The organism is Streptomyces sp. bgisy130 (genome assembly GCF_057708345.1).
Genome location: NZ_JBYISA010000002.1, coordinates 434260 through 457919, shown reverse-complemented (window position 1 = coordinate 457919; position 23660 = coordinate 434260). Strand labels below are relative to the sequence as shown.

At 69.9% G+C, this 23660-nt stretch carries 22 protein-coding genes and 1 pseudogene; 9 read left to right on the top strand and 14 right to left on the bottom strand.

Features of this window, described 5'->3' with window-relative positions:
- The first annotated feature begins 62 nt into the window (after positions 1–62).
- A complete protein-coding gene (locus tag AC3EUV_RS04780) occupies positions 63–3884 on the top strand; it encodes a Pls/PosA family non-ribosomal peptide synthetase (protein ID WP_435602277.1) in 3822 nt (1273 codons plus the stop codon).
- Between the two features lie 55 nt (positions 3885–3939).
- Positions 3940–5337: a M1 family metallopeptidase gene (locus AC3EUV_RS04775; RefSeq protein WP_432142176.1), complete on the top strand. Its 1398-nt coding sequence runs from the start codon at positions 3940–3942 to the stop codon at positions 5335–5337.
- A 26-nt stretch (positions 5338–5363) separates the two neighbouring features.
- Here AC3EUV_RS04775 and AC3EUV_RS04770 read toward each other — a convergent pair whose 3' ends face one another.
- Positions 5364–6515 carry a Dyp-type peroxidase gene (locus AC3EUV_RS04770; protein WP_432142175.1) on the bottom strand — a complete coding sequence of 384 codons (1152 nt, stop codon included), beginning with the start codon at positions 6513–6515 and terminating at the stop codon, positions 5364–5366.
- 252 nt (positions 6516–6767) lie between these two features.
- On the opposite strand from AC3EUV_RS04770, the gene AC3EUV_RS04765 reads away from it, so the two are divergent.
- Complete coding sequence (locus tag AC3EUV_RS04765) at positions 6768–7979, top strand: right-handed parallel beta-helix repeat-containing protein (RefSeq protein ID WP_435602276.1); 1212 nt, start codon at positions 6768–6770, stop codon at positions 7977–7979.
- 7 nt (positions 7980–7986) lie between these two features.
- On the opposite strand, the gene AC3EUV_RS04760 is transcribed toward AC3EUV_RS04765, so the two are convergent.
- The 3 genes from AC3EUV_RS04760 to AC3EUV_RS04750 all read right to left on the bottom strand — a co-directional run bounded on the left by AC3EUV_RS04760 (position 7987) and on the right by AC3EUV_RS04750 (position 12638).
- Complete coding sequence (locus AC3EUV_RS04760; protein WP_435602229.1) at positions 7987–8667, bottom strand: hypothetical protein; 681 nt, start codon at positions 8665–8667, stop codon at positions 7987–7989.
- Positions 8668–8972: 305 nt separating this feature from the next.
- A complete protein-coding gene (locus AC3EUV_RS04755; protein WP_432142284.1) occupies positions 8973–11462 on the bottom strand; it encodes an SdrD B-like domain-containing protein in 2490 nt (829 codons plus the stop codon).
- Positions 11463–12230: 768 nt separating this feature from the next.
- The gene (locus AC3EUV_RS04750) at positions 12231–12638 is read right to left on the bottom strand and encodes a RidA family protein (RefSeq protein WP_432142173.1); all 408 of its coding nucleotides are present in this window, start codon (positions 12636–12638) and stop codon (positions 12231–12233) included.
- A 98-nt stretch (positions 12639–12736) separates the two neighbouring features.
- On the opposite strand from AC3EUV_RS04750, the gene AC3EUV_RS04745 reads away from it, so the two are divergent.
- Positions 12737–13123, top strand: a complete 387-nt coding sequence (locus tag AC3EUV_RS04745) for a winged helix-turn-helix transcriptional regulator (RefSeq protein ID WP_386687376.1) — start codon at positions 12737–12739, stop codon at positions 13121–13123.
- 135 nt (positions 13124–13258) lie between these two features.
- Here the strand turns inward: AC3EUV_RS04745 and AC3EUV_RS04740 are convergent, their stop codons facing one another.
- Positions 13259–13756 carry a DUF1003 domain-containing protein gene (locus tag AC3EUV_RS04740; protein ID WP_435602228.1) on the bottom strand — a complete coding sequence of 166 codons (498 nt, stop codon included), beginning with the start codon at positions 13754–13756 and terminating at the stop codon, positions 13259–13261.
- 281 nt (positions 13757–14037) lie between these two features.
- The gene (locus AC3EUV_RS04735) at positions 14038–14499 is read right to left on the bottom strand and encodes a MarR family winged helix-turn-helix transcriptional regulator (protein ID WP_435602227.1); all 462 of its coding nucleotides are present in this window, start codon (positions 14497–14499) and stop codon (positions 14038–14040) included.
- An 81-nt stretch (positions 14500–14580) separates the two neighbouring features.
- Here AC3EUV_RS04735 and AC3EUV_RS04730 point away from each other — a divergent pair, with 81 nt between their 5' ends.
- Both AC3EUV_RS04730 and AC3EUV_RS04725 read left to right on the top strand, forming a co-directional pair.
- Positions 14581–14952 (top strand): VOC family protein, encoded by a 372-nt coding sequence (locus AC3EUV_RS04730; protein WP_432142170.1) that lies wholly within the window; start codon positions 14581–14583, stop codon positions 14950–14952.
- Between the two features lie 2 nt (positions 14953–14954).
- Entirely contained in the window at positions 14955–15923 is a 969-nt protein-coding gene (locus AC3EUV_RS04725; protein ID WP_435602226.1) for a DNA-3-methyladenine glycosylase family protein, read from the top strand.
- Between the two features lie 18 nt (positions 15924–15941).
- Here AC3EUV_RS04725 and AC3EUV_RS04720 read toward each other — a convergent pair whose 3' ends face one another.
- Positions 15942–16307, bottom strand: a complete 366-nt coding sequence (locus AC3EUV_RS04720) for a hypothetical protein (protein WP_435602275.1) — start codon at positions 16305–16307, stop codon at positions 15942–15944.
- Positions 16308–16463: 156 nt separating this feature from the next.
- A complete protein-coding gene (locus tag AC3EUV_RS04715; protein ID WP_435602225.1) occupies positions 16464–17003 on the bottom strand; it encodes a 2'-5' RNA ligase family protein in 540 nt (179 codons plus the stop codon).
- 210 nt (positions 17004–17213) lie between these two features.
- Here AC3EUV_RS04715 and AC3EUV_RS04710 point away from each other — a divergent pair, with 210 nt between their 5' ends.
- Together AC3EUV_RS04710 and AC3EUV_RS04705 are read left to right on the top strand one after the other, a co-directional pair.
- Complete coding sequence (locus AC3EUV_RS04710; RefSeq protein WP_432142167.1) at positions 17214–17603, top strand: AQJ64_40280 family protein; 390 nt, start codon at positions 17214–17216, stop codon at positions 17601–17603.
- 150 nt (positions 17604–17753) lie between these two features.
- Positions 17754–17993 (top strand): annotated as a pseudogene (locus AC3EUV_RS04705) (alkene reductase); the annotation flags it as partial.
- Positions 17994–18060: 67 nt separating this feature from the next.
- Here AC3EUV_RS04705 and AC3EUV_RS04700 read toward each other — a convergent pair.
- The 5 genes from AC3EUV_RS04700 to AC3EUV_RS04680 form a co-directional block, all read right to left on the bottom strand.
- Positions 18061–19839, bottom strand: a complete 1779-nt coding sequence (locus AC3EUV_RS04700) for an ABC transporter ATP-binding protein (RefSeq protein ID WP_488187848.1) — start codon at positions 19837–19839, stop codon at positions 18061–18063.
- Positions 19840–19940: 101 nt separating this feature from the next.
- Positions 19941–20567 carry a TlpA family protein disulfide reductase gene (locus tag AC3EUV_RS04695; protein ID WP_435602224.1) on the bottom strand — a complete coding sequence of 209 codons (627 nt, stop codon included), beginning with the start codon at positions 20565–20567 and terminating at the stop codon, positions 19941–19943.
- The gene (locus AC3EUV_RS04690; protein ID WP_435602223.1) at positions 20555–21082 is read right to left on the bottom strand and encodes a S26 family signal peptidase; all 528 of its coding nucleotides are present in this window, start codon (positions 21080–21082) and stop codon (positions 20555–20557) included. Before AC3EUV_RS04690 ends, AC3EUV_RS04695 begins: the two co-directional genes overlap by 13 nt.
- Positions 21079–21654, bottom strand: a complete 576-nt coding sequence (locus tag AC3EUV_RS04685) for a MauE/DoxX family redox-associated membrane protein (RefSeq protein ID WP_435602222.1) — start codon at positions 21652–21654, stop codon at positions 21079–21081. The genes AC3EUV_RS04690 and AC3EUV_RS04685 overlap by 4 nt, the downstream gene beginning before the upstream one ends.
- A gap of 167 nt (positions 21655–21821) precedes the next feature.
- Complete coding sequence (locus AC3EUV_RS04680; protein WP_432142162.1) at positions 21822–22010, bottom strand: hypothetical protein; 189 nt, start codon at positions 22008–22010, stop codon at positions 21822–21824.
- A 262-nt stretch (positions 22011–22272) separates the two neighbouring features.
- On the opposite strand from AC3EUV_RS04680, the gene AC3EUV_RS04675 reads away from it, so the two are divergent.
- Positions 22273–23328, top strand: coding sequence for an RICIN domain-containing protein (locus AC3EUV_RS04675; RefSeq protein ID WP_432142161.1), 1056 nt, complete (start codon positions 22273–22275; stop codon positions 23326–23328).
- Positions 23329–23332: 4 nt separating this feature from the next.
- Here the strand turns inward: AC3EUV_RS04675 and AC3EUV_RS04670 are convergent, their stop codons facing one another.
- Positions 23333–23638 carry a DUF2089 family protein gene (locus AC3EUV_RS04670; protein ID WP_435602221.1) on the bottom strand — a complete coding sequence of 102 codons (306 nt, stop codon included), beginning with the start codon at positions 23636–23638 and terminating at the stop codon, positions 23333–23335.
- Positions 23639–23660 lie beyond the last annotated feature (22 nt).

Sequence of the window (23660 nt, the reverse complement as noted above, 5' to 3'; positions counted from 1 at the left end):
TCCGGGAGCAGATCCCCGTCGGTGCGCGCGCCGACGGCCCTCCCGCCGTGTTCGGCGGACGCATGGCTCCCGCCGCGCGGACGCTCGTGGATGTGCTGGACGCCACCGTCCTGATCCATCCGCACGAGCCGGCCCTGGACGACGGACGGACCTCGCTGAGCTACCAGGAGCTCGCCGGTGAGGTCGAGGAACTACGGCGTCGGCTGGCGTCGGCCGGGATCGGCGTGGGCGACCGCGTCGGGGTGCGGCTGCCGTCCGGCACCAATGACCTCTACGTCGGCATTCTGGCGGTGCTCGCCGCGGGTGCGGCGTATGTACCGGTGGACGCCGAGGACCCGGACGAGCGGGCGGACCTGGTGTTCGGTGAGGCGGCGGTGAGCGCCGTCCTGGAAGCCGGACGGCGTCTCACCATGACGGGCAGCCGCGCCACCGGCTCTCAGCGCCGCCCGAGTCCCGCGGATGACGCCTGGATCATCTTCACTTCCGGTTCCACCGGCAGTCCCAAGGGCGTCGCCGTCACCCACCGCAACGCGGCGGCCCTTGTCGACGCCGAGGCGGCGCTCTTCCTCCAGGAGGAGCCGATCGGCCCGGGTGACCGGGTGATGGCGGGTCTCTCGGTCGCCTTCGACGCCTCCTGCGAGGAGATGTGGCTCGCCTGGCGGCACGGCGCCGGTCTGGTACCCGCGACGCGTTCCCAGGTGCGTGACGGGGCCGGCCTCGGCCCGTGGCTCGCCGAGCAGGACATCACGGTCGTGTCCACGGTCCCCACGCTCGCCGCCTTGTGGCCGACCGAGGCCCTCAACGACGTACGGCTGCTGGTCTTCGGTGGCGAGCCGTGTCCGTCCGAACTGGTGGAGCGGCTGGTCACCGAGGGGCGGGAGGTCTGGAACACCTACGGTCCGACCGAGGCGACCGTGGTCACCTGTGCCTCGCTGCTGACCGGCGAAGGACCGGTCAGGATCGGCCTGCCGCTGGACGGCTGGGACCTGGCCGTGGTGGACCGGGCCGGTGAACCGGTCGCTATGGGCGGCAACGGCCAACTCGTCATCGGCGGGGCCGGACTGGCGCGTTACCTGGACCGCGACAAGGACGCGGAGAAATACGGCCCACTGGCGTCACTCGACTGGCCCCGGGCCTACCGCACCGGTGACCTCGTACGAGCCGAGCCCGACGGACTCATCTTCCTGGGACGCGACGACGAACAGATCAAGCTCGGCGGCCGGCGGATCGAGCTCGGCGAGGTGGACGCGGCCCTCCAGGCGCTGCCCGGCGTGAGCGGTGCCGCGGCCGCCCTCCGGACAGCACGCGGCGGCAACCCCCTGCTGGTCGGCTATGTGGTGACCCAGGACGGCTGGGACCGGACGCAGGCCGTCGAGCGGCTGCGCGCCCAGCTGCCCGCCGCCCTGGTGCCGCTGCTCGCCCCCGTCGACGCCCTGCCCACCCGTACCTCGGGCAAGGTGGACCGGGCCGCGCTGCCCTGGCCGCTGCCACGGACCGCAGGGCTCGATCCCGGCCTCCCGGGTTCGGCCCGGCAGCTCACCGGCACCGAAGCATGGCTGGCCGAGCAGTGGCGCGAGATCCTCGGTGTGCCGGTCACCGACGCCCGGGACGACTTCTTCGCGATCGGCGGCGGCAGCCTCGCCGCCGCCCAGCTCGCCACGCTGATCCGCGACCGCTACCCGGCCACCGCCGTCCGCGACATCTACCGGCAGCCCACCCTGCGCAAGTTGGCCCGGCTGCTGGAGCGTTCCGCGCGGGACGAACGCGAGGACACGCGCCGGGTGACGCCCGTCCCGGCCCGAGCCGGCCTCGTCCAACTGCTTCTGCTCCTGCCACTCTTCACCCTGGCCGGGCTGCGCTGGATGCTCGGGCTGCTGGCCCTGGGCAACGTCCTGGCGTGGTGTGGCAGCTATCCGTGGGCGCCGACCGCCTCGTGGTGGTGGGTGGCGGCCGGCGGCCTGCTGTTCTTCAGCCCGCCGGGCAGGCTGGCGATAGCAGCCGGTGGGGCACGGCTCCTGCTGCGGGGGCTGCGGCCGGGGAGCTACCCCCGCGGCGGCAACGTCCATCTGCGGCTGTGGACCGCCGAGCGGCTCGCGGAGCTGAGCGGGGCCGGCTGTCTGTCCGGCGCGTGGCTGGTGCGTTACGGCCGCGCGCTGGGCGCCCGTATCGGGCCGGAGGTCGATCTGCACTCGCTGCCGCCGGTCACCGGGATGCTCAAGCTGGGCCGGGGGTGTGCCGTCGAACCGGAGGTGGATCTGTCCGGCTACTGGCTGGACGGGGACCGGCTGGAGGTCGGTCCGGTGAAGGTCGGCTCGGGCGCGGTGGTCGGTGTCCGCAGCACGCTCTTCCCCGGCGCCCGGGTGGGCAAGCGGGCCCAGGTCGCTCCCGGTTCCGTCGTCACCGCCCGGGTGCCGACCGGCCAGAGCTGGGGCGGTGCGCCCGCCGTCAAACTGGGCAAGGCCGAACGGCGGTGGCCCAAGCGGCGTCCCCCGCACCGGGCCGGGTGGGCCGCGCTCTACGGAATGAGCGGCCCGGGGCTCGGGCTGCTGTGGCTGCCGGCCGCGATCCCGGCGCTGGCGGTGGCGGGCTGCTTCGTCCACACCGGGGACGGCCTCGGCGACGCCGTACGCGGGGCGCTGATCGCGCTCGTGCCCGCCACCCTGGCCTTCGGGCTGGCGTACGCCGCCCTGCTGATCGTCGCCGTCCGGCTGCTGAGCCGTGGTCTGCGCCCCGGCTGGCATCCGCTGCACGGCCGGACCGGCTGGCGGGCCTGGACCGTCAGCCAGCTCATGGACCAGGCCCGTGACCTGCTCTTTCCGCTCTACGCCGGCCTCATCACTCCCGTCTGGCTGCGCGCGCTGGGAATGACGGTCGGCAGGCGCGTCGAGGTCTCCACCGTGCTGGCGCTGCCGAGCCTCACCACGGTGCGCGACGGAGCCTTCCTGGCCGATGACACCCTGGTCGCCCCGTACGAACTCGGGGGCGGCTGGCTGCGGATCGGCGCGGCCGAGATCGGCGAACGGGCCTTTCTCGGCAACTCCGGCATGACCGCACCGGGCCGTGCCGTCCCGGAGCGAGCTCTGGTCGGGGTGCTGTCCGCTGCTCCGGAGAAGGCGAAGAAGGGCAGCTCGTACCTGGGTATGCCGCCCATGCGTCTGCCGCGCTCGACCGACATCGGGGACCGTCGCCTGACCTACGAGCCGCCGGCCCGGCTGTTCTGGGCCCGAGGACTGGTCGAAGGGTGCCGGCTGCTGCCGGTGCTGGTCTCCGCCGCCTTCGGCCTGATGGCGGTGGCCGCGCTGGCCCACCTGACCGCACACCGCTCACCAGTGGTGGCGGCGCTGTTGTCCGGCCTGGTGCTGCTGGCCGCGGGGATCGTCGCCTGTGGGGTGTCGATCGCTGCCAAGTGGCTGCTGGCGGGCCGGTTCCGCCCGGCGGAACACCCGCTCTGGAGTGGTTTCGTCTGGCGTACGGAGCTCGCCGACACGTTCGTCGAGGTGCTGGCCGTGCCGTGGCTGATCGGCACGGTACCGGGCACCCCGCTGATGAACCTCTGGCTGCGGGCTCTGGGAGCCACCGTCGGCCGGGGTGTGTGGTGCGAAACCTACTGGCTGCCGGAAGCCGACCTGGTCACCCTGGAAGACGGGGTGAGCGTCAACCGGGGATGTGTGGTGCAGACCCATCTCTTTCACGACCGCATCATCCGGATGAACACCGTGACGCTCCGCGAGGGCGCCACACTCGGCCCCGGCGGCATCGTGCTGCCCGGCAGCACCCTCGGGGCACGCAGCACGCTCGGCCCGGCGTCGTTGGCCATGGGCGCGGAAACCGTCCCGGACGACACCCGGTGGCTGGGCAACCCGATCGCGGCCTGGCGAGAATGAGGCACAGTGCGACGATGCGCCGTCAGCCCATTGGTGCAGGGAGGGAGTGAGACTGTTGAATCCCCAGCAGGCTTCCGCTCCCGGTACGGACCCGTATTTCCCGGATCACGGGGATGCCCGCTACCGGGTCCACCGCTACGAGCTCGACCTGGACTACCGGCCGGTGTCCAATCGGCTCAGCGGCTCGGCCCGGCTCAGCGGGCAGGCAGGCCCCGCGCCACTGGAGGAGATCGCACTCGACCTGGCCCCCTTCAGGATTCAGCGGGTGCTGCTGGACGGCCGGACCGTTCGCTACACCCACCGGTCGGGCAAGCTGCGGATCCGCCCGGCGAAGGCGCTCGCCCCGGGCACCGCGTTCACCGTCGAGGTGCGCTACACCGGCAACCCCCAGCCGATGCCGAGCCCGTGGGGCGGCCTGGGCTGGGAGGAGCTGACCGACGGCGCGCTGGTGGCCAGCCAGCCGGTCGGTGCCCCGTCCTGGTACCCCTGCAACGACCGGCCGGCCGACAAGGCGTCGTACCGGCTGGCGATCACCACACCGTCCCCGTATACCGCGGTCGCCGGCGGCCGACTGCTCACCCGCACCACCCGGGCCAGCAGCACCACCTGGGTGTACGAGCAACCCGCCCCCACCTCCACCTACCTGGTGACCGTCTCCCTCGGCAAGTACACGGCCGTGCCGCTCACCGACCCGGATCCCGCGGACGGACGGCGCCCGGCGGTGCCGCAGACCGCCTACCTGCCCACGCGGCTGCTGCCCGAGTTCACCCAGGACTTCGCCCGGCAGAACCGCATGATGCAGTTCTTCGAGGAGACCTTCGGGCCGTATCCCTTCGGGGAGTACACGGTCGTCATCGCCGACGAGGAACTCGACGTCCCGGTGGAGGCCCAGGCCATGGCCACCTTCGGCGCCAACCACCTCGACGGCGCACGCACCTGGGAACGCCTGATCGCCCACGAACTGGCCCACCAGTGGTTCGGCAACAGCGTCTCGGTCGCCGACTGGCAGCACATCTGGCTCAACGAAGGCTTCGCCAAGTACGCGGAGTGGCTGTGGTCGGAACACGCCGGAGGCCGAACGGCGGCCACCCACGCCGCCGCCGCGCACCAGCTGCTGGCCGGTCTCCCACAGGACCTGCTACTGGGCGACCCGGGCCGGCAGCTGATGTTCGACGACCGGCTCTACGAGCGGGGCGGGCTGACGGTCCATGCGCTGCGCTGCGCCCTCGGCGACGACGCCTTCTTCCGCATGCTCAGGGACTGGACCCGCATCCATCGCCACGGCGCCGTGAGCACCGCCGACTTCACCGCACACGCCCAGCGGTACGCAGCCGCCCCCCTCGACGAACTCTTCGACGCCTGGCTGCGAGAGCCCACCCTGCCCCCACTACCGCAGCCCACGGGCCCACACCGTCCCGCAGACCTACAGGCCAACCCACTGCCGCAGGACTGACGGCCACGGCGCCCACGTCGACCTGTTCAGTGGAACATCTTGGCGCCGAGCGGGTGCTGCTTGTCGAAGCCCGGGAGGATGAGAAAGGTTGCGCTGGCGGTGGTGGTGGTGAAGCGCAGCAGTGCGTCGGAATCATCCATGTGAGCAAGGGTGCTGGTGAACGTGCGCAAGTCGTTCTGGAAGCTCATGAAGAGCAGCCCGGGGGTGGGCGCGTCGGTGCTGTAGGAGCGGCGGAGCATGAGACCCACACCAACCATGGTGGGGTTGGCCCGGCGGACGTGGGCGTCGGCCGGGACGAGGTAGCGCCCGTCCGGTGTTTTGGCGCCGAGGTCCGGATCCCATGCCGCGGTCCCGCCGGAGAGCGGCACGCCGGTGGCTCTGCGCCGGCCGAAGACCGCCTCCTGGTCGGCGACGGAGAGCGCGGTGAACCGCGGCAGGTCGAGTTCCATGCGCCGAACTACGGCGATCGTGCCGCCGACAACGGGAGCCGGCCCGGCCAGCCACAGGTGGCGTCGGTGTTCGGCCGTCGTGTGCGGGCCCACGATGCCGTCAATGAAACCGAACAGGTTTCGCGGCGCGGAGATGCCTTTGCTCACCGGGATGTTCGAGCCGCGGCGTCCGGACTGCCGCCAGCGCTCACGTAACCGGTGACCGGCCTGCTCCAGAAGCGCGGTGGCGACGACCGGCAACAGCAGAGGGTCGCCGGCGCAGATCTGTATCAGCAGGTCCCCGCCGCGCGCGTGCGGGGCGATCCGCTCGCGGGAAAACCGGGGGAGGTCTGCCGCGCCCGGCAGGGCGGGATCGGCCATGCGCACCAGCCGTGGGCCCACCCCGATCGTCACGGTGAGATCGCCCGGCGGCAGGCCCAGCAGTCGTGGATCGGTACCCGCGGTGAGCGTGAGAACGGCCTGGCCGAGTTCGGCCAGCAGCGGGCCGACGGCCACGGCGTCGCCGAGGTCGGCCACCACCGCCAGCAGGTTCGGCTGGGCCGGTTGCGGGAGCGTGATGCCTGCCTGATAGCGGCCGGTCGACCGCACTCGTGTGGGTGACGCGGGGGAAGAAAGTCGGCTTGGCTGAGGTGCAGGCGATTCGCACCCGGCGGTGAGCCCGGTGGCCGCCATGGCCCCGGTGGCACCGATGAACGCGCGGCGTGATGGATGGGAGTCGGCTCGGCTCACGGCGTGCAGAATGCCATATCCGGTCCGGCGGAGGGCGGGTTCGCCGAATGCCATATCCGTTCCGGTGCAGGCGAGTTGGACGACCTCCGTGCCGCATGACTTCATGCCAGGATGACGCCCATGCCTCGTCTCCGACTTCGCGTGATGGTCGCGTTACTGAGCACATTGACCTGCGTACTGGCGGGCTGCGGGCCCGGCGATGACGGGTCGAACCACGGCCGGCGACCCTCCGGCGCACACGTGACGATCAGAGTGCCGGCCGACGCCCCGACGATCTCGACTGCGGTGTCTCTCGCTCACCCCGGTGACCTGGTGTTGGTCGCGCCGGGCAGGTACCACGAGTCGGTAAAGCTCTCCACGCCTCGTATCACTCTTCGCGGTGAGTCCCGGGACAAGGTCGTGATCGACGGGCGGTTGCAGCAACCGAACGGCATCGTCGTCACCGCGCCCGGGGTGGCCGTGGAGAACCTGACCGTGCAGAACAACACGCAGAACGGGGTCCTGGTCACCGGTTCGGCGAAAGCGGTCGCCGGGCTACCAGGGCATTCCGGGGGCTACGACACCGGCGATGAGCCTGTCACCTTCCTGAAGTCGTTCCTGGTCTCCCATGTGACCGCGACCCGCAACGGCCTGTACGGCATCTACGCGTTCTCCGCGCAGAACGGTGTCATCGAGCACTCGTACGCGTCAGGCGGGGCCGACTCGGGGATCTATGTCGGACAGTGCAAGCCCTGTCGCATCGTGGTGCGGAACAACATCGCCGAACTCAACGCGATCGGTTACGAAGGCACCAACGCCAGCGAAGACATGTATGTGGTCGGCAACCGCCTGGTCGGCAACCGGGTCGGCCTGACGTCCGACTCCGACCACCAGGAGAAGCTGCTCCCGCAGCGGGGCGCCGTCATCGCGGGCAATCTGATCGCCGCCAACCAGCAGCGGGCCACCCCGGAGCAGGCCGACGGCGGGTGGGGCACCGGCGTCGGCATCGACGGCGGCAGCGACAACAAGTTCCTCCGCAACCGCATCGCCGGCAACAGCAACGCCGGGCTGGTGATCACCGCAACCGCCGACCTGCCTCCGGTCGGCAACCAGATCGTGGACAACACGTTCACCGGCAACGGCATCGACGTCGGCTGGACGTTCCCCACCGCCACACGGGGACGGGGCAACTGCCTGCGAGGCAACGTTCTGCGCACCACAGTGCCCGCCCGGCTCGCGACCACCGCGTCCTGTCCGCTTCCAGCCAAGTCTCCTTCATCAGGTGGCAGTTGGACGATGTCGACGGCGCCAGGCGGCATCCCGTTCACCGAGGTCGCGGCGCCGGGCCCACAGCCGCAGTTCCCCCACGCCACCACTACGGGCGCCACCGCTGTCCCGGCCGTTCCGGCCCTGCCGAAGACGGCACACATCCCACTGCCGTCAGCGTCCCTGCTCGCCGCGAACGCGCGGGTGCAGACGTCCTGAACAGCGGCTACCGGGTCGGTGTGACTCCGGGTACCGGCTTGACCGGAACGTACTTCTGGGTGTCGAAGTCAATGACCACCGGCTGCGGTTCGGAACCCACGCTGACGCGGACCCGGTACATGGTGCCGTCCGAGCCGACCCAGTAGCGTACGTTGCCCGCCGTACCGGAGCGGTCAGGGGAGGCCGGCCCGGTCATGACGTCCACTTGATGCCCGTCCACCTCGTCTCGTCCCCGCCAGGCGGCGCCGTTCTGCGGCAGCAGTTCGGCGTTGTCCGGCCGGTCGCTGCCAAGCTTGAGCGCGATGGTCAGCGAACTGTCCAGCGCGCTGCCGGACGCCAGCAGCGGACGGCTGTACCAGGCCGAGCGGGGCGGCGACGCGGGTGCGTGCGCCGGGGCGTTCGCCATCGGGTGGACGGACACCGAGGTGGCCGTCCACCCGATCAGACCGTCGCTGGATGTGTCGCGCCCGGTGCCGCGCACCACGCCGTAGCCAAGCTTGCCTTGGTAGTCGACGGACCCGGTGACGATCAGCCCGCCGGCGGTGCCCGGCACAGTGATCGTCACCGCGCGGCCGTGCGCCTGGTAGTTACGGAACCGCGTGATCGCCAGCCGGTTCGCCTCATCCGACGTCAGTGCGCGCGGACCACTGGGGCCGGAGCCGCCGTCGGCGAGAAGGAACGCGGCCACCGCGACGGCCGCTATACCGATGACGGCTACTGCCCAGCGTGGCCGCAGCCATCGGCGACGGTCAGCCGCACGGCCCGGTAGAGCTTGCTGGATTCTCCCGCTCCGCACGCGGCTCGACGCTGTCACTCTTCTGATTCACCCTCTCGATGATCACCGCACTGCTCGGCCGCCGTGCGGTCGCGGCGGCACTCGGCAGTCCAGTGACAGACGACGCCAGGGCCGGCCCTCGTGGACCGGCCGAGACGTGATCTGCCCGACCGCGGCCTCCGGACCGCGGGCAGGCAGATCACTGTTGTTCGGTTCGTTCAGTGTTTCTGGGCGCGACGCTTCCGGCTCGTGAACACGATGACCAGGCCCGCACCCACCAGCAGACCGACCAGGGCGATCATCTGTGGCAGCGCGGACAGACCGGTGTGCGCCATCGACCCCTTGCTCCCACCGGGCGGGGCCGGGTTGTTGGCAGGCGGCACGGCTGACGGCGGCGCAGAGGCCGGCGGCGCGGTCGGGTTCGGCGTCGGGGCCTGGGGCGGCGTCGGGGTCGACGTCGGGTTCGGGCTCGACGTCGGAGTCGGGCTCGGCGTCGGGTTCGGCGTCGAGGTCGAGCTCGGCGTCGGAGTCGGAGTCGGCGTCGCCTTCGGGATATACACCCCGGCGTCAATCGTGTGATCGACCCCGCCCGGCTTGTCCGGCGCCGTAACAGGCGCGGAGCCATCGCACAACCGCCCGGTGGTCGGCGGCGTCACATTGGAGTCATGTGCACGGTGGGCACCGGCTCGCGGGAGCGTGAACCGCAGCTCGCTCGCCGGGGGCTGGTCGGGCACCTTGCTGGTGTCCGCGGTACACACGTCGAACTGCACCGTGTACTTCGCGCCCGGCGTGAGTTCGTACGCGGCGCCGACACCACCGAAGTAGTACTCGCCGGCGGCATCGGTCCTGGTCGTGGCGACCTGCTTGCCGTCCGCGTCCAGCAGGTTGATCGTCGCCCCCGGCAGCAGCACGTGCCCCGGGTCCTGGATCCCGTTGTGGTCGCCGTCGAACCACACGACGTTGCCGATCTGGATCGGCGCGTTCGCCGCCGCGTACGCGATGTCACCGAGCCCGCCGGCCTTGCCGAACCCGCCTTGTTCCCGGCTGACGAACTGGAACCCGTTGGCCTTCGGGTTGTTGCCCGGGCCCTGACCGGTCGTGATGTCGTGGTACCCGGTCCCTGAGGTCGCGACATCGACAACCGGGTCGAACTCCGTGCTGACGACCCACTGCTGCTGCGGGATATACGCCACCGACCCCAGCGCGGTCTCCTGGTGCGCGTTGGCGTAAGTGTCGCCCGGGAAGTATTCGACGACATCGGCGGGCTGGCCGCCGCTGTTGGCGGGGGTGGCGTGGTTGGGGCAGCTCCCGGTGCCTTCCCACTGGTATTCACCGGTGGGAGTGGCACAGACCATGGTGATGTCACCACCGGACATGGCGTTTTCCGCCGTGTCGTTCCCCGGGCGGGGGTCCAGCCCTCCCCAACTGAGCACGTCCATGAACCGGTCGCGGAAACCCAGGATCATCGAGCCGTCACGGGCGAAGGCGAGGGAGGCCAGCTCCGGCTGCGGATCGATGAAGACGCCGCCCGCCTTCCGGTCGTCCCACGTGTCCAGGCCGGTGTTCCACGGGTTCCAGTGGGTGGCCTTGTCGCCGGAACCGAACACGCTGCCGCGTTTGTCCGTGAGCGGGTGGCTCAGCACCGTGGTGAACCGCTTGCCGTCGTAGGTGGCGACGAAGGCTTTCAGGTCCGCGCGCTGCTGCGTACTCTCCGCGCTGCACACGCCGCCCACGTACAGCGTGTTGTTGTGGACCTGGAGACCGAACGGCCGCCAGTCGTCGGGGCTCGCGCACCCCGGGTCCGGGATCGGGACCGTCGACTTGGGCGCCGCGGCGGTGTCCCCTGTCGCGTCGAAGCTCACCAGGCTGCGGGTCCGCAGGTTCACCGCGTACAGCGTGGAGCCGTCCTCCGACAGGGCCAGACCACCGATGCTCTCCTTGCCCGGCGCGTCGGTGAACCCGGGATCCTTGAGCATGTTGGCGGTGTCGTGCCGCGTCACCGCGGCGTCCGGCACCCGCGCGAACAGCTGCGGCGCACCTGAGCCGTTGACCGGCACCGTGTAGATCGCACCCCCGCCCTGCGGCCCGTACGGGGCGTACCGGCGGGCGAACGCGCTCTGGAACAGCTGGGTCCGGTCCTTGTCGTACGCCAACCCGAAGGTTGTGCCCACCTGGTCCTGTGTGGCCAGCGTGGTCGGGCACGCCACATCGGTGGGACACGTGCCCCGGGTCTTCGTCCCGAACGCCACCAACGCCCGGTTGTCCGTCCCGTTGGCGCCGTTGTGGATCGGCACGAAGTACCGCGAGTCCGGCAGCGCGTAGTCGGCCGGGTCCCACACCCCCGTCACCACCGAGGCGTTCTTTCCGTCCGACACATCCACGAACGACGTGAAGCTGTGGAAGTGGTTCTCCGCCGTTGACGCGGGCGCCGCCCGCAGATAGTCGCTGTACGGCGCCGGGATGCTGACGTCGACGCGGTACTGGCCGCCGCTCAGCACGGTCGACCGCGAGACCACGACCTTCCCGGTGGCATCCGTGACGCCGGTGACCTCATGCCCAGCGGGGTCGGAGATCTCCACCTTCATGCCCCGCTGCGGCACGTCCATCGTCGTGTTGATCACGCCGGTGCCGAAGAAGTCGCGCAGCACCGCCACCGTCAGCGTGCCGTCGTCGGTCGAAGCGGCGGCCGGGCCGGCCGTCGCTCCCACGGCGCCGCCGGCCAGCAAGAGAACGGATAACCCCACGCGCGCCAGCGGCCCCACAAGCCTCCAGGCCGACCGGCGAGAGTCTCTGCCGACTCGGTTCATGGCATCACACTCCACACTTTTCGTGTCAGGAAAACGAAACACACGCTTCTCGCCGCACGCCCACTTCGCGGCCCCGGACGCCGACGCCGGCGCGAACACCCCACAAAAAAAGGGGTCCACGCTGGTGTGCGTGGACCACTTTGTGGTGATCGCTTGAGGAAATTATGGGAGAGCTGTAAGCGTCGCAGGCCAGAAAAAGCGAACGCGCGTTCAGAACCTCGGGAAGGACGGCCCATGATTGCGTGTTCTCGCAACTCAATCACGGCGCCCTCGCCCCCCACAGCTGACCCCGCCACCTCACCGACCGCCATCGCGAGCAGCGCGCGACATTCTATCCGCTGAAGTCTCGCCGTCACCAGCAGAATGCGTGACATCCATCGGGATCCGCGAAAGTCCCCAAGTACCCAGAGAATAGCGACCGGAAGAATGTGCGAGAGCGACATGGTGGCCGGATCCGGTCCCGTTGGGCGTTGTCCGTTCTCCGCGAAGCCCCGCCGAAGTCCTCGACACTTCACCGCCAATCATGCACACGCTCGTTAGGCTTCCTTCCGCTCGCATGCCATTGGGGTTTTCCACCGACGCCAATTCCCGTCGCGTGGAAGAACGTGCAGGACTACCTCCACGCCGAGCGCAACGGCTCCCACCCCAACAACTTCCCGCCCGGACTGGTCAGTCGAGGATCGCGGTGGCCTCGATCTCGACCAGATGCTCGGGGACGTCCAGTGCCGCTACGCCGATCAGCGTGGCCGGCGGCACCGGAGTGACCCCCAGCTTCGCGGCCGCCCGGGAGATCCCGTCCAGGAGCAGGGGCATCTTCTCGGGCGTCCAGTCGACGACGTAGACGGTCAGTTTCGCCACGTCGCCGAAAGACCCGCCGGCCCCGGCCAGGGCGGTGCCGACGTTGAGGTAGCACTGCTCGACCTGGGCGGCGAGATCGCCCTCGCCGACCGTGACCCCGTCGGCGTCCCAGGCGACCTGCCCGGCAACGAAGACCATCTTCGAACCGGATGCGACCGCCACCTGCCGGTAGACATCGATCTTGGGCAGTCCGTCGGGGTTCAGCAGGGTAATAGCCATGTTGCCGGTCTCCTCGTGCTCTCTTGTGGTTACTCGGAAACCGTAGGAGAGTGGCCGCTGACGTGGAAGAACGCACTTTTAAGTGACTGGGGAACCTCATGGTGACCAAGCAGCTCAAAGGCTCGGCCAAGGACGAGGCGGATGTGACGCGGGCGGACTCCTTGGCGCGGGAGATCTTCTCGGACATCGCCAACAAATGGGCGCTGCTGATCATCGAAGCGGTGGGCGACAGCACGCTGCGCTTCACCGAACTGCGCAACGAGATCGAGGGCATCAGCCACAAGATGCTCACCCAGAACCTGCGTCTGCTGGAGCGCAACGGCCTGGTCGAACGGACCGTCCACCCGACCGTGCCGCCACGCGTCGAGTACACCCTCACGGAACCGGGCCGGGCCTTGCGCGCAACAGTCGACGGCATGTGCGACTGGACCCACCGCTACCTCGGCGCCATCGAGACGGCCCGCGAACGCTTCGACTCCGCGTGACGGCGGCGTCCCCGGCAGGACTTGTCCCCCGCGAGAGCTCCAACTCCTTCCCCTTGATGGCTGAGAATGCCTGAGAAGGTCTGATGGGGCGCATTCGACGGAAGCAGAGTGCCCTACCGCCCCGAGCTCAAGCGGTCAGGGCTGGCGCCGTCCCATCTCGCTGTTCATCTTGGCGCGGTTCTTCGCGATGAGCTCCTGGGTCTGCCTCTCGATCTCTTCGGGGTCCAGGCCCAAGGCGCGCCCCAAGTTCGCCGACCAGACCTCCGAACGCACGCTGGCTTCGAAGTTGAGATCGGCGCGAATCGTGTCGCGCGCGGCCTGACGGTTCTGACTGACCATGACGAACGTCGACAGGAAGATCGCCTCAAGGCTGACGATCATGGTGAGCAGCCCGAAGGGAAAGGGGGCGAAGACCGCGGCCTGACCGAAGAGCCCTTCGTTGATCAAGATCCAGCCGGCGAACCACACCAGGTGCACATACACAAAGACCATCGATCCCGCGAAAGCGGTGATCGCGTCGGCGAGGTGGTCCTGCATACCGCGCCCACGGGCAAAGAGCTCCTGCTCATGTGGGAGGCGGATGACGGGACGAGGCCAAGGACCGCCCGCCGGGCTGCCGCGATGGGGCGTCATGCCATCATCCTGCACGCGCCGCGGACGGCAGCGGGGTAAGGGCGGCCCCCTCGGCGCGTTGACACCGGGCGCGGGAGTCATCCAAGGCTCCCGGTCCGCGACACCACCCACAGGCTCTGCGGCAACGTCCGGCGGAAACCGCCCGCATGAGCACTCTGGGGCCCGCCGGGGCCTCGACGTAGACGAACAACTGCGGCGTAGACGAACCACTGCCGTCCGGGCGCGTCGAGAACGGTGAATCCCTGGGAATGCAGGGGGAGTTCATCGGCCCGGGAGCGGGGTCATTCCTCCAGCTCTGCCGCCATGCGGTCGAGGTCGGCGAGGAGCGCTGCCAGGCGCTGTGGCGGGATCGCTGCGGCCATGCGCTGTTCGACGGCGTAGACGGCGGCCTGGACCGCGGTCAGGCGTGCGTTGCCCTCCTCGGTGAGGTGGGCGGGCCGGGCGCGGCCGTGGTCGGCGGTGGCGGGGCGGGTGATCAGTCCGGCTTCCTGGAGGCCCCGCAGGACAACGTTTCCGGATTGCCGGGTGACGAAGGTCGCGCGGGCGAGGTCGGCGTTGGACATGCCGGGATGCAGGGCCAGGAGTTCGAGGGTGGCGTACTGCGGCACGGTCAGGCCGTGTTCGCGCAGGACCTTGTCCATGGCCCCACGGAGGGCGGCCTGGGCTCGCTTGAGCAGGTATCCCACGTGTTGGGTGACGTCTTTCGAGGGGTGAGGCGGTTCAGCCGACATGTTCTTCACCATGTCAGCATTTTGACATACGCGACCCCATCGCCCTAGTCTCACCTATGTCAAAGTTCTGACATCGAGATCGAGGAGAGACCCATGTCTGTCACCATCGACGGCCCCGACTTCGTCGCCCTGCAAGTGCGCGACCTGAACGCCGCAGCGGCTTTCTGCGAGCAGCACCTCGGTCTGCGCCGGGCCGCGGTCTCGCCACCCCACGCGGTCGTCTTCGACACCAAGCCGACCCCCTTCGCCGTCCGCGAGCTCCTCCCTGGCGTCGACCTCGCCGACACCGCACGGCCCGGACTCGGCGCGGTGCTCTGGTTCCAGACCTCCGACGCCCACCAGCTCCACGACCAGCTCACCGCCGCCGGGGTCAAGATCCTCACCCCGATCGCGGACAGCCCCTTCGGGCCGATGTTCTCCTTCGAGGGCCCCGAGGGCTACACCCTCACCGCACACGGAGGCTGACCGTGCCCGCCGTCACCCTCACCCCGGCCGGGCCCTTCTCGCTGGCCTCCGGCATCCGGTTTCTGGAGGGCTTCAGCACCGCGAACTACCACCAGCCGGCGGACCGGATCCTCCGCCTGGCCTTCCCCGCCGACGACGGCACCTCGGTCGTCGCGGCCACCGTCCGGCAGGAGGTGAGGGCAGACGGCGGCACGGGCGCGGTACGGGCCGAATTCACCGTGCACCCCGGCACCCCGCACCCGGCGAAGGCAGCGACCGAACAGGCGGTGGGGGCCCAGCTCGCCCGCATCCTCTCGCTCGACGTCGACGCCACCGGATTCCCCGGCCTTGCCGCGGACCCGGTGGTGGCCGAACTCATGGCGGACCACCCGAGTCTGCGCCCGGTGTGCTTCCACTCCCCCTACGAAGCCGCCGCCTGGGCAATCATCGGCAACCGCATCCGTATGACCCAGGCAGCCGCCATCAAGGCCCACATCGCCCAACAGCACGGACACCGCGTCCACATCGCAGGCCAGACCCTGCACGCATTCCCCACCCCCACGGCCCTGCGCACCATCACCCACGTACCCGGCCTCACCCACATCAAGATCCAGCGGCTGCACGCGCTGGCCGAAGCGGCCCTCGACGGGAGACTCGACGCAACCCACCTGCGCGCCCTGCCCGCCGACCACGCCCTCGCCGAACTGCGTACCCTGCCCGGCATCGGCCCCTTCTCCGCCGAACTCATCCTCATCCGGGGAGCAGGACACCCCGACGTCTTTCCCCGCCACGAACCACGCGTCCACAAGGCCGTTGCCACCGCATACGGACTCGGCACCCCGACCGCCGACGACGACGTCACCCAACTGGCCAAGCTCGCCGATCGCTGGAAGCCCTACCGCAGCTGGGTCGCCTTCCTGCTCCGCGTCCGCGCCGCCGAGGACACGCCCCAGCCGGGCCCCGGGTGCCACGGCTCCCCACCACCGTCATGACGTCGTCTTTCGCCCGCTCTATCGGGTCTCCAGTTCTCCGATCCGCGCCACCGTCGTCCCCCTCTTCGGGCATACCCACACTGCCGTGTCCGTGCGGACGGTCGCCGTCAGCGGATGCGTGTCCGGGTGCGTCGGGCACTGTGGCCAGACTGCCGATGCACCTTCGGACCACAGTGCCTCCACCGCCCAGTCCTGGGCTTGATCCGCCAGGTGCACCAGCAACTCTGCGGCGGTGCCATCCGGATGTGGGGTCACGCCCTGGCCTGAACCGTCCGGGGCCCAGAGCACGATCCCGAACCCGTCGTCCGAACGTATGTCTGGCTGCACCGCGCACTGTGCCTGGAGGTCCCGCAGGACTGTCTCCAGAGCTTCCGCGCATTCCATGTCGTCCACGGGGGGCTCCTGATCTCATCGGGGAGAACTGCCCCACAGTCTCCACTGTCCCTGAAGCTTGCGGACGATCGCTGACGGCCCAGGCGCCCGATTCAACAGCCGGCGCCGAACGCCACGTTGCGCGCCGTGGTCTGGGCTACGACCCATTCATTCACGGAGTGCGAACGACGCCCCTTCCTGCCACTTCACGCCGTCATGCACCATGAGGTCAACTGACGAGACGCTGGACGTGAAGGGGAGTTTGCTGAGCAGGTCGGCCTCGATCTCATCCAGAACTGCATCGTCCTGACCGTCAGCGACGGTCAGGTGGGGCACGATCTCGGTGAACTGGCCGCCATAGGGCGGAGCTTCGGGCCACTGGTCAGCGATCACCTCTGTGAGCCGCCGCAACTCTGCGTCTGGCTCAGGAGCGAGATACAGCACCCCCGGAAACCGCCCACATCTCTCAAACCGCAGGTCAAAGGCATGATGCCTGCCGAGCACGTCAGTGAGGGCCGAGCAGACACGCTCATCTATCCGACTCTCACCGAGGAACGGAAAGAGCACCGTGATATGGGCTGGTACTCCTGCTCGGGCTGACGGATCGAACCGTTCACGCCATGCGCGGACGACCAGCTCCGCGTCCGGGACCCTGACGATGAGGCCCGACTGGCCTGCCTGAAACCTGCTGGTGCTGTCGTCTGCCATGACACGGCATGCTGCCACTGCAGAAGCTGACCACCCATAGTTCTCGCAGGGGATGCGCCCCGGGGTGCTCACCATCCAGTGCCCATTCCCGCTCAGGCAACCCTCGCGAACGCGGGACGGTCTTGTCAGATGCCAAGGTCAGGCAGTGCCCCTGCCGACCGCCGGCACAGGGGCAGAAGACGATGTGCCGAGTGCTGAGTGAGGGTGGAGATGACGAATCTGAACACCGTGGTGACGTGGGTTGACGCACGCGAGAGGCTGCCTCGGAGCGGTACACCGGTGGCAGCTGCGATCACGGGCCGGTATCCGGCTGACAGCGCCACTGAGCCCGAGGCCGATACGGCGTTGGGTGAGGAGTTCTGGCTGGTGAGGCCGATGGTTTTCATGACTCTGCACTGGAGTGAGGACGGGGCGGAGCACCGGGACTGCTTCGTCGACTCCGACGGGGTTGTCCGCTTGCCTTCCGGCCTTACCGGTGAGGAAACCGTGACTCACTGGGCTGAACTGCCCACCCTGCCAGGCGGGATGACGCACCTGGTTCTTGGTGAAGGCGTGCAGTCAGCTCTCCAGAACGCGTGGGGCGCTCATCCCCTCACCTGACCCACAGCCTCCTCGGACAACTCACGCGACCGCATCGCCCTCCATGGGCCCGGGCGCAGCTACCGACTCGGTGACCTGACCCTGCCCAACCGGATGGTGATGGCCCCGATGACCCGTGGCAGGGCCGCGGCCGGCGGCCTTGCCACACCGTCCATGATCGTCAATCCGGTCCTCCCGATGGGCCCCAAGCAGACCGACCGCGCGGAAGCCGACCGCTGGCTGGCCCTGAGCGCCGACCTGATCAGCTTCGGCCGCGGCTTCCTGGCCAACCCCGACCTCGTCGAACGCCTCCGTACCGGCCTGCCGATGGCCCCCGTCGACGAGACCACCTACTACCAGGGCGGCGACACCGGCTACCTCACCTACCCGACCTACCAGCACACGGACTGACGTCCATGTGGCGGCTCACGCCTCCGCGAGGTGTCCCAACAGGGCGAGCGTAGGGTCGACCGATCGCTCAGCCGCCCACCTGCCGTGCCGGATCATCCTCCTTCCGCGCTCTCGGACGCTCCTCCCGGTATCCATCGGCCTGGATGGTGAACAGCCGGGCGTAAGTGCCGTCGCCGGCCATGAGCTTGTTGTGGGTGCCTTCCTCGGTGATCCGGCCCTCGCGGAGCACCACGATCCAGTCGGCGTCACGGACCGCGCCGAGCCGATGCGAGATCAGCAGACTGGTCCGGCCGGCCCGGTAGCGGGTGAGCCGCAGGTGGAGATCGTGTTCTGCCTCGGCGTCCAGTCCGGAGCTCGGTTCGTCGAGGATCAGCAGATCGGGGGACTTCCGGAGGAACGCCCGGGCCAGGGCGAGCCGTTGCCACTGCCCGCCGGAGAGCAGCGCACCCGTGCCGGGGTCGTGGCCGTTGGTGAAGATTCTGCTCAGCAGGGTGTCAAAGCCGCGCGGCAGCGCGTCGAGCGTCCGGTCGACTCCGGCCTGCCAGGCCGCTGCCCGCAGCCGGGGCCGGTCATCGAGCGCCCGGACATCGCCGACGGCGATGTTCTCAGCGGCCGTCAGGTCATAGTGCATGTAGTCCTGGAACACCGCGCCGAGTCGGCGGCGCAGCTCCTGGGCGGGGACCTGGCGGATGTCGACGCCGTCCCACAGCACCGCACCGCGGGTCGGCTCGTAGAACCGGCACAGCAGTTTGACGAGGGTGCTCTTGCCCGCTCCGTTGGATCCGACCAGGGCGACGGCTCGGCCGTGTGGGATGAAGAGGTTCACCCCGCGCAGCACCCAGGGATGGTGGTCGTCATAGCGGAACCACACATCCCGGAGCTCGATGCCCTCACGCAGCTCCGGCAGCCGGTGGGAGATGACGTGCGCGCCGTCCTGAAGTGCCGCAGGGTTCGGGGCGGCGCCGACGACGGCGAGGTAGTGGCGCATCATCAGCAGCAGATGGTGCAGGTCGGCCAGGGACCGGACGAGGCCGGACAGAGCGGCTTGGATACCGGCGACTCCGGCGACGAACATCGAGACGTCCCCGATCGTCAGCTCCCCCCGCCGGGCCGCGAGTGCCGCCCAGACCAGTCCGGCGCCGCCGACCAGCGCACCGAGCAGGGCCAGACCGCCCTGCGTCGCCAGTTCGCGCCGGTCCACCGCCCGGCGCTCGGCGTCCGCGGCGCGCCGTTCGGTGAGCATCCGGTCCCGGAAGAATCCGCCGGCGTCGAAGAGCCGGATCTCCTTGGCGGCGTCCAGGCTGGACAGCAGGAGCTGATAGAAGACCTCCCTGCGCTGCGCCGCGTTGATGCGCCAGTCGCTCAACGCCCGGCGGCGGGAGAGCCGGAGCTCGGCCAGCAATACCGGCAGCGTGGCGGCCAGCACCACAACGGTCATCGCCGGACTCACCACCCACAGGGCACCGACGAAGCCGGCCGTCGTGAGGACGCCGCCCAGGATCCGCAGCCCGGACTGGACGGTGCCGCCGATCGCCTGGGTGCCCGCGGACTGGGCCATCCTCAGCCGGTCCTGGAAAGCGGGGTTCTCCAACTGGGCCAGTCCACCGAAGGAGTTGACCACCGTGAAGAGCAGATCCAGTGCCGTCAGGCTCGCAGCCCGGCCCAGATGGTTGCCCGCGTACGAGGCGAGGGGCGGCAGTAGCGCCGAGGCCAGGCCGAGCCCGGCGAGTACCAGGGCGAGTCCGAGAAGTGCGGCGCCGTCCACCCCGACCAGACAGTCCAGGACGAGCCGGGTCACCCAGGCCATGGCGACCGGCACCCCGGCCGCCGCCACTGTGAGAACCACCAGGGCCGCCATGCCTCCACGCGCCGCGCGCCAGGCCGCAGTAACGGCCCCGCGGGCAGAGGCGAGCGCTTCCCTCGGACGGAGCCGCTCGTCGGGCTGGATCATGCGTCGGCCTTGACCGGTTCCGTCCGGCGGGGCTCCTCCTCCGCTCGGTGGGGCTCCTCCTCCGCTCGGCGGGGCTCCTCCTCCGCTCGGTGGGGCAGGGTCCGGCCGCTGCTTGCGACCCGCCCGCCGCGGCCCATCTCGGCGTAGGCGGGCACACCGGTCAGAGCGAACGCGGCCGTCAGCTCGTCACCGAGGTCGCAGGTCGTGACCCGGGCGACCGGCGCCAGCCGCTCCAGGTACGCCCGGACGCCGTCCCCCTCCCCCACGTTCTCCTTGCCCGCATCGCGCACCACTACTGCCAAGACCCGTTCGGGGCCGTACTCGCGGGCCCGCTCAGTCACCAGCGGCAGCAGTTCCTCGCAGGCCGGGCATCCCGGTGACATGAAGATGACCCATTGCCCTTCCGACAGGTCGTCCCGGGTCAGGCTGCTGCCCTCGGTGTCGATCGCGGAGAAGGAGCCGACGGTGGCGCCGGCGCCCAGGACCGAGCGGGGAACCTCCAGCGTCTTCCCACCCGCGCCGGCCACCGGCTCGCGCAGGCGCCGCACTATTCCGTAGGTCAGCACCAGGTTGAGGACACAGAGCAGTCCAATGAGCACGACGCTCGCGATCAGGTAGTCCATGAGGATTCGCCCTTTCGTTTGACGAGGGACGGCCGTGCGGTGACGACCGGTCCCCGGTGAGGTTCGGCGCGCGGCAGGCGGCGGATGACGACGCCGACGATCTGCTCGTCGCGGAAGTAGCCGCAGAAGCGGGAGTCGAGGCTTTCGTCCGGGTTATCGCCAAGCAGGACGATCCGGCCCCGCGGTACCCGTTTCTCGGGCAGGTCCCGCAGGGCGGGCGCGCCATCCCGGGGCACCGGGTCTCCCGGCACGGCCGCTGCGCGCTTGATCAGCCAGCGCGACGGACGGATCGCGCCCCAACGCCCGCCGGTGGGCGGTTCGGTGACCACGAGCCGCCCCGCGCTGATCGCGGCGAGCTGCGTGCGGTGGACCAGCACACGGTCGCCGTCGGCAAGTGTGGGCACCATGCTGGAGCCCTCCACCGTCACCACGAGGTAGCGGCTACGGATCACCGCGACCGCGATCAGGCAGGCCGTCGACACGGTCCAGAGGACCGCTGTGGCGGCCGCCCTCATCGGGTCGCCTTCGGGGTGGCATCGACTCCGGTGCCCCTCACCTCGAAGAGATTCGCCAGATCGTCCAGGCTTACCGTGATCAGTGCGAGGACGGCCGCCACACCGACGGTCAGCAGGAGCCGCCCGGACGGGGCGGCGCCAATGTGTGGTGTGTTCATTGCCGCCGCCGTCCCGGTGATCGCCACTGCGACGAGGGCCAGGTTGCGTACCACGTGCCGGGGGGCGAGCCGCTCGTCACCGGCGCCGAAGCAGTGGCAGGCGGTGCTCACCCCGCGGCGCAGCGCCGCGACGAGTCCGGCGGTGAAAGCCAGCAGCAGTACCGCAGCGAGGGCAAAGCCCGCGATGACGGCCGCCGGAACGGCGAGCATGACGACCACCGCCGCCTCGGCCGCGACTACCGTCACGGCGACCGGGGCCGAATGGCGCCGAAGGGCGGGCGCCAGCCGTCCCACCGCGTCACGGAAGTCCCGGAAGGCGGCAGCGCCACGTGACTTGCTGAGGGCAGAGCAGAGAAAGACCAGGCCGAGGAGAACCCGGCCGCCGTCCACCACGTAGTTGACCGGATGCTGCACCGGGTTCCCAACCTTCCACTACGGCGGGGCGTCTGCGATGACGGACGCCCCGGCAGCCAGGCGTGCGGGTGATCCGTGTCCCGCCCGGGGGTGCCGAGCCGGACACGGACCACCTGTCCCCGGGGTCTGTCGGCAGCCCGGGGTGTCACGGATCGACCGACGTGCGGTCAGCAGCCCCCGCAGGTGATTCGCTGCCGGTCATTGCACGGGTCGACCTCGTACAGGCCGTGCCGGTTCCTGCCGCAGTAGTTCTTGAAGCAGTCCTCGTACTGCCAGCACGAGAGGGCTGCGGCGGCCTTCTTCGGGGCCACCATGTCCAGCAGCCGGTCGGACACGGTCTGGAGTCGGATACGCATGAGTGCTCCTGATCTCTGGAGTGGTGCCGAAGGGTGGTGCGCGTGGAGTGCCGACCTCCCCCGTGCCGGGATCGTGCGCCGGCTGGTCGGCAGCACTGAGCATGCTGAGCGGGGCGGGGGCAGACAACGGATCTCCGCTGTCCCGGACAGCAGCCGGACTGTCCGGGCAGGTCAGGACCTTGTCCGGGAGGTGTCCCGGACAGCGGGAATTGGCGGGATCGACCACTGTGCACGGTGTCATGGGCCCAGCAAGATGGCGGGCATGGGAAGCCACGGGGGTTTATCGCCGGACGACATCTGTGATGTGGCCGGAGTCATTGAGGCGATGCAACGGCTCAAGGAGCGCTCAGGGCTGACCTTCCGCGAGCTGGAAGAGCGGGCCGCGAGGGGCGGTGACGTACTGGCGCGCAGCACACTGGCCGACGTACTGCGACGGGGAAAACTGCCGCGCCCCGAAGTCCTTGCCGCGTTCGTCCGCGCGTGCGGGGAAGGGGACCGGGTCAATGCGTGGCTGGAGGCTCGGGAACGCATCGCGGCACAGGTCGCCGTGGGGGCCACCGATACCGCACCCGGCGCGCGAGCCGGACGCGAAGCTCCGCCCATCGGAGACGAAGCCCGAGCGGGAACCACAAGCCAAGTCCGTACGGGAGCCGGCAGTGTGCCCCTTGCCGGAGCCGGGCTCGGATCCGGTGGCGTAGCCGGAACTGGCATCGCGGCCGAAGGGCGGGCAGCGTCCGGCGGCCCGCAGGCGCGCCGGTCGCCACGCCGTACGATCGCGCTCGCTGCCGTACTCACCGCTCCGCTGCTCGCCCTGGGCGCCTGGTGGCTGCTCCCGGACGGCTCCGGCAGCCCGGACACCGCCAGCACCCCAACCGACGGCTGGGTCACCATCCGCCCCGCCCGCACGCCCGCCCTCTGCCTGACCGACGGCCGTGACCGGGGCGGAGCTTATGCGAGCGCTGTCGCTGTCCAACTCCCCTGCGCCCAGGCCACCGTGCCGCGCACCTACCTCGAACCGGCCGGCGAGGGCCTCTACCGCATCCAGTGGCATCATCCCCAAAACGGGAAAGGCTGCCTGACGGTCATGAGCACCGGCCCGGTAAAGGACATGCTTGAGCCCCGGAACGACTGTGGCCAGGCCACCCTGTTCCGTTTGGAAGCCACCGCAGGTGATACCACCAAGGGTTTCCGACTTCGCCCGACCAACAGCAGCAAGTGCATCGGCATCGCCGACAACCACACCACCGCGGGAGCCGAAGCGATCGAAGAACGCTGTACCGACGCGCCCGACCAGCGGTTTCTGATCCGGACGGGCTGATCCCTCACTGCGGCCCGCCAGTATCGACCAGGGCGTCCTCGGTGTTGATCTCTCCCCGGCGCAGGCGGTCGATGACGTCGGCGACGCTGGCGGGTGCCGGGTCGACGTCGACGAAGTCGAGGCACTCGGCGATTCGCTTCAGCCGGGACTTGATCGTCGGGTAGCTCACCCCGAAGATCCGCTCCATCTCCTTGATGGATCCGTGCGCCCGGACGAAAGCGGCGACGAAGATCTGGTCGTCGCCCGCCATCACTTCCGCGAAGCCCGCGGCCGCCCACCAGCCGGGCCTCCTACGGCACAGGGGCCGCATAGGCGACAGCTCACCGGCTGCC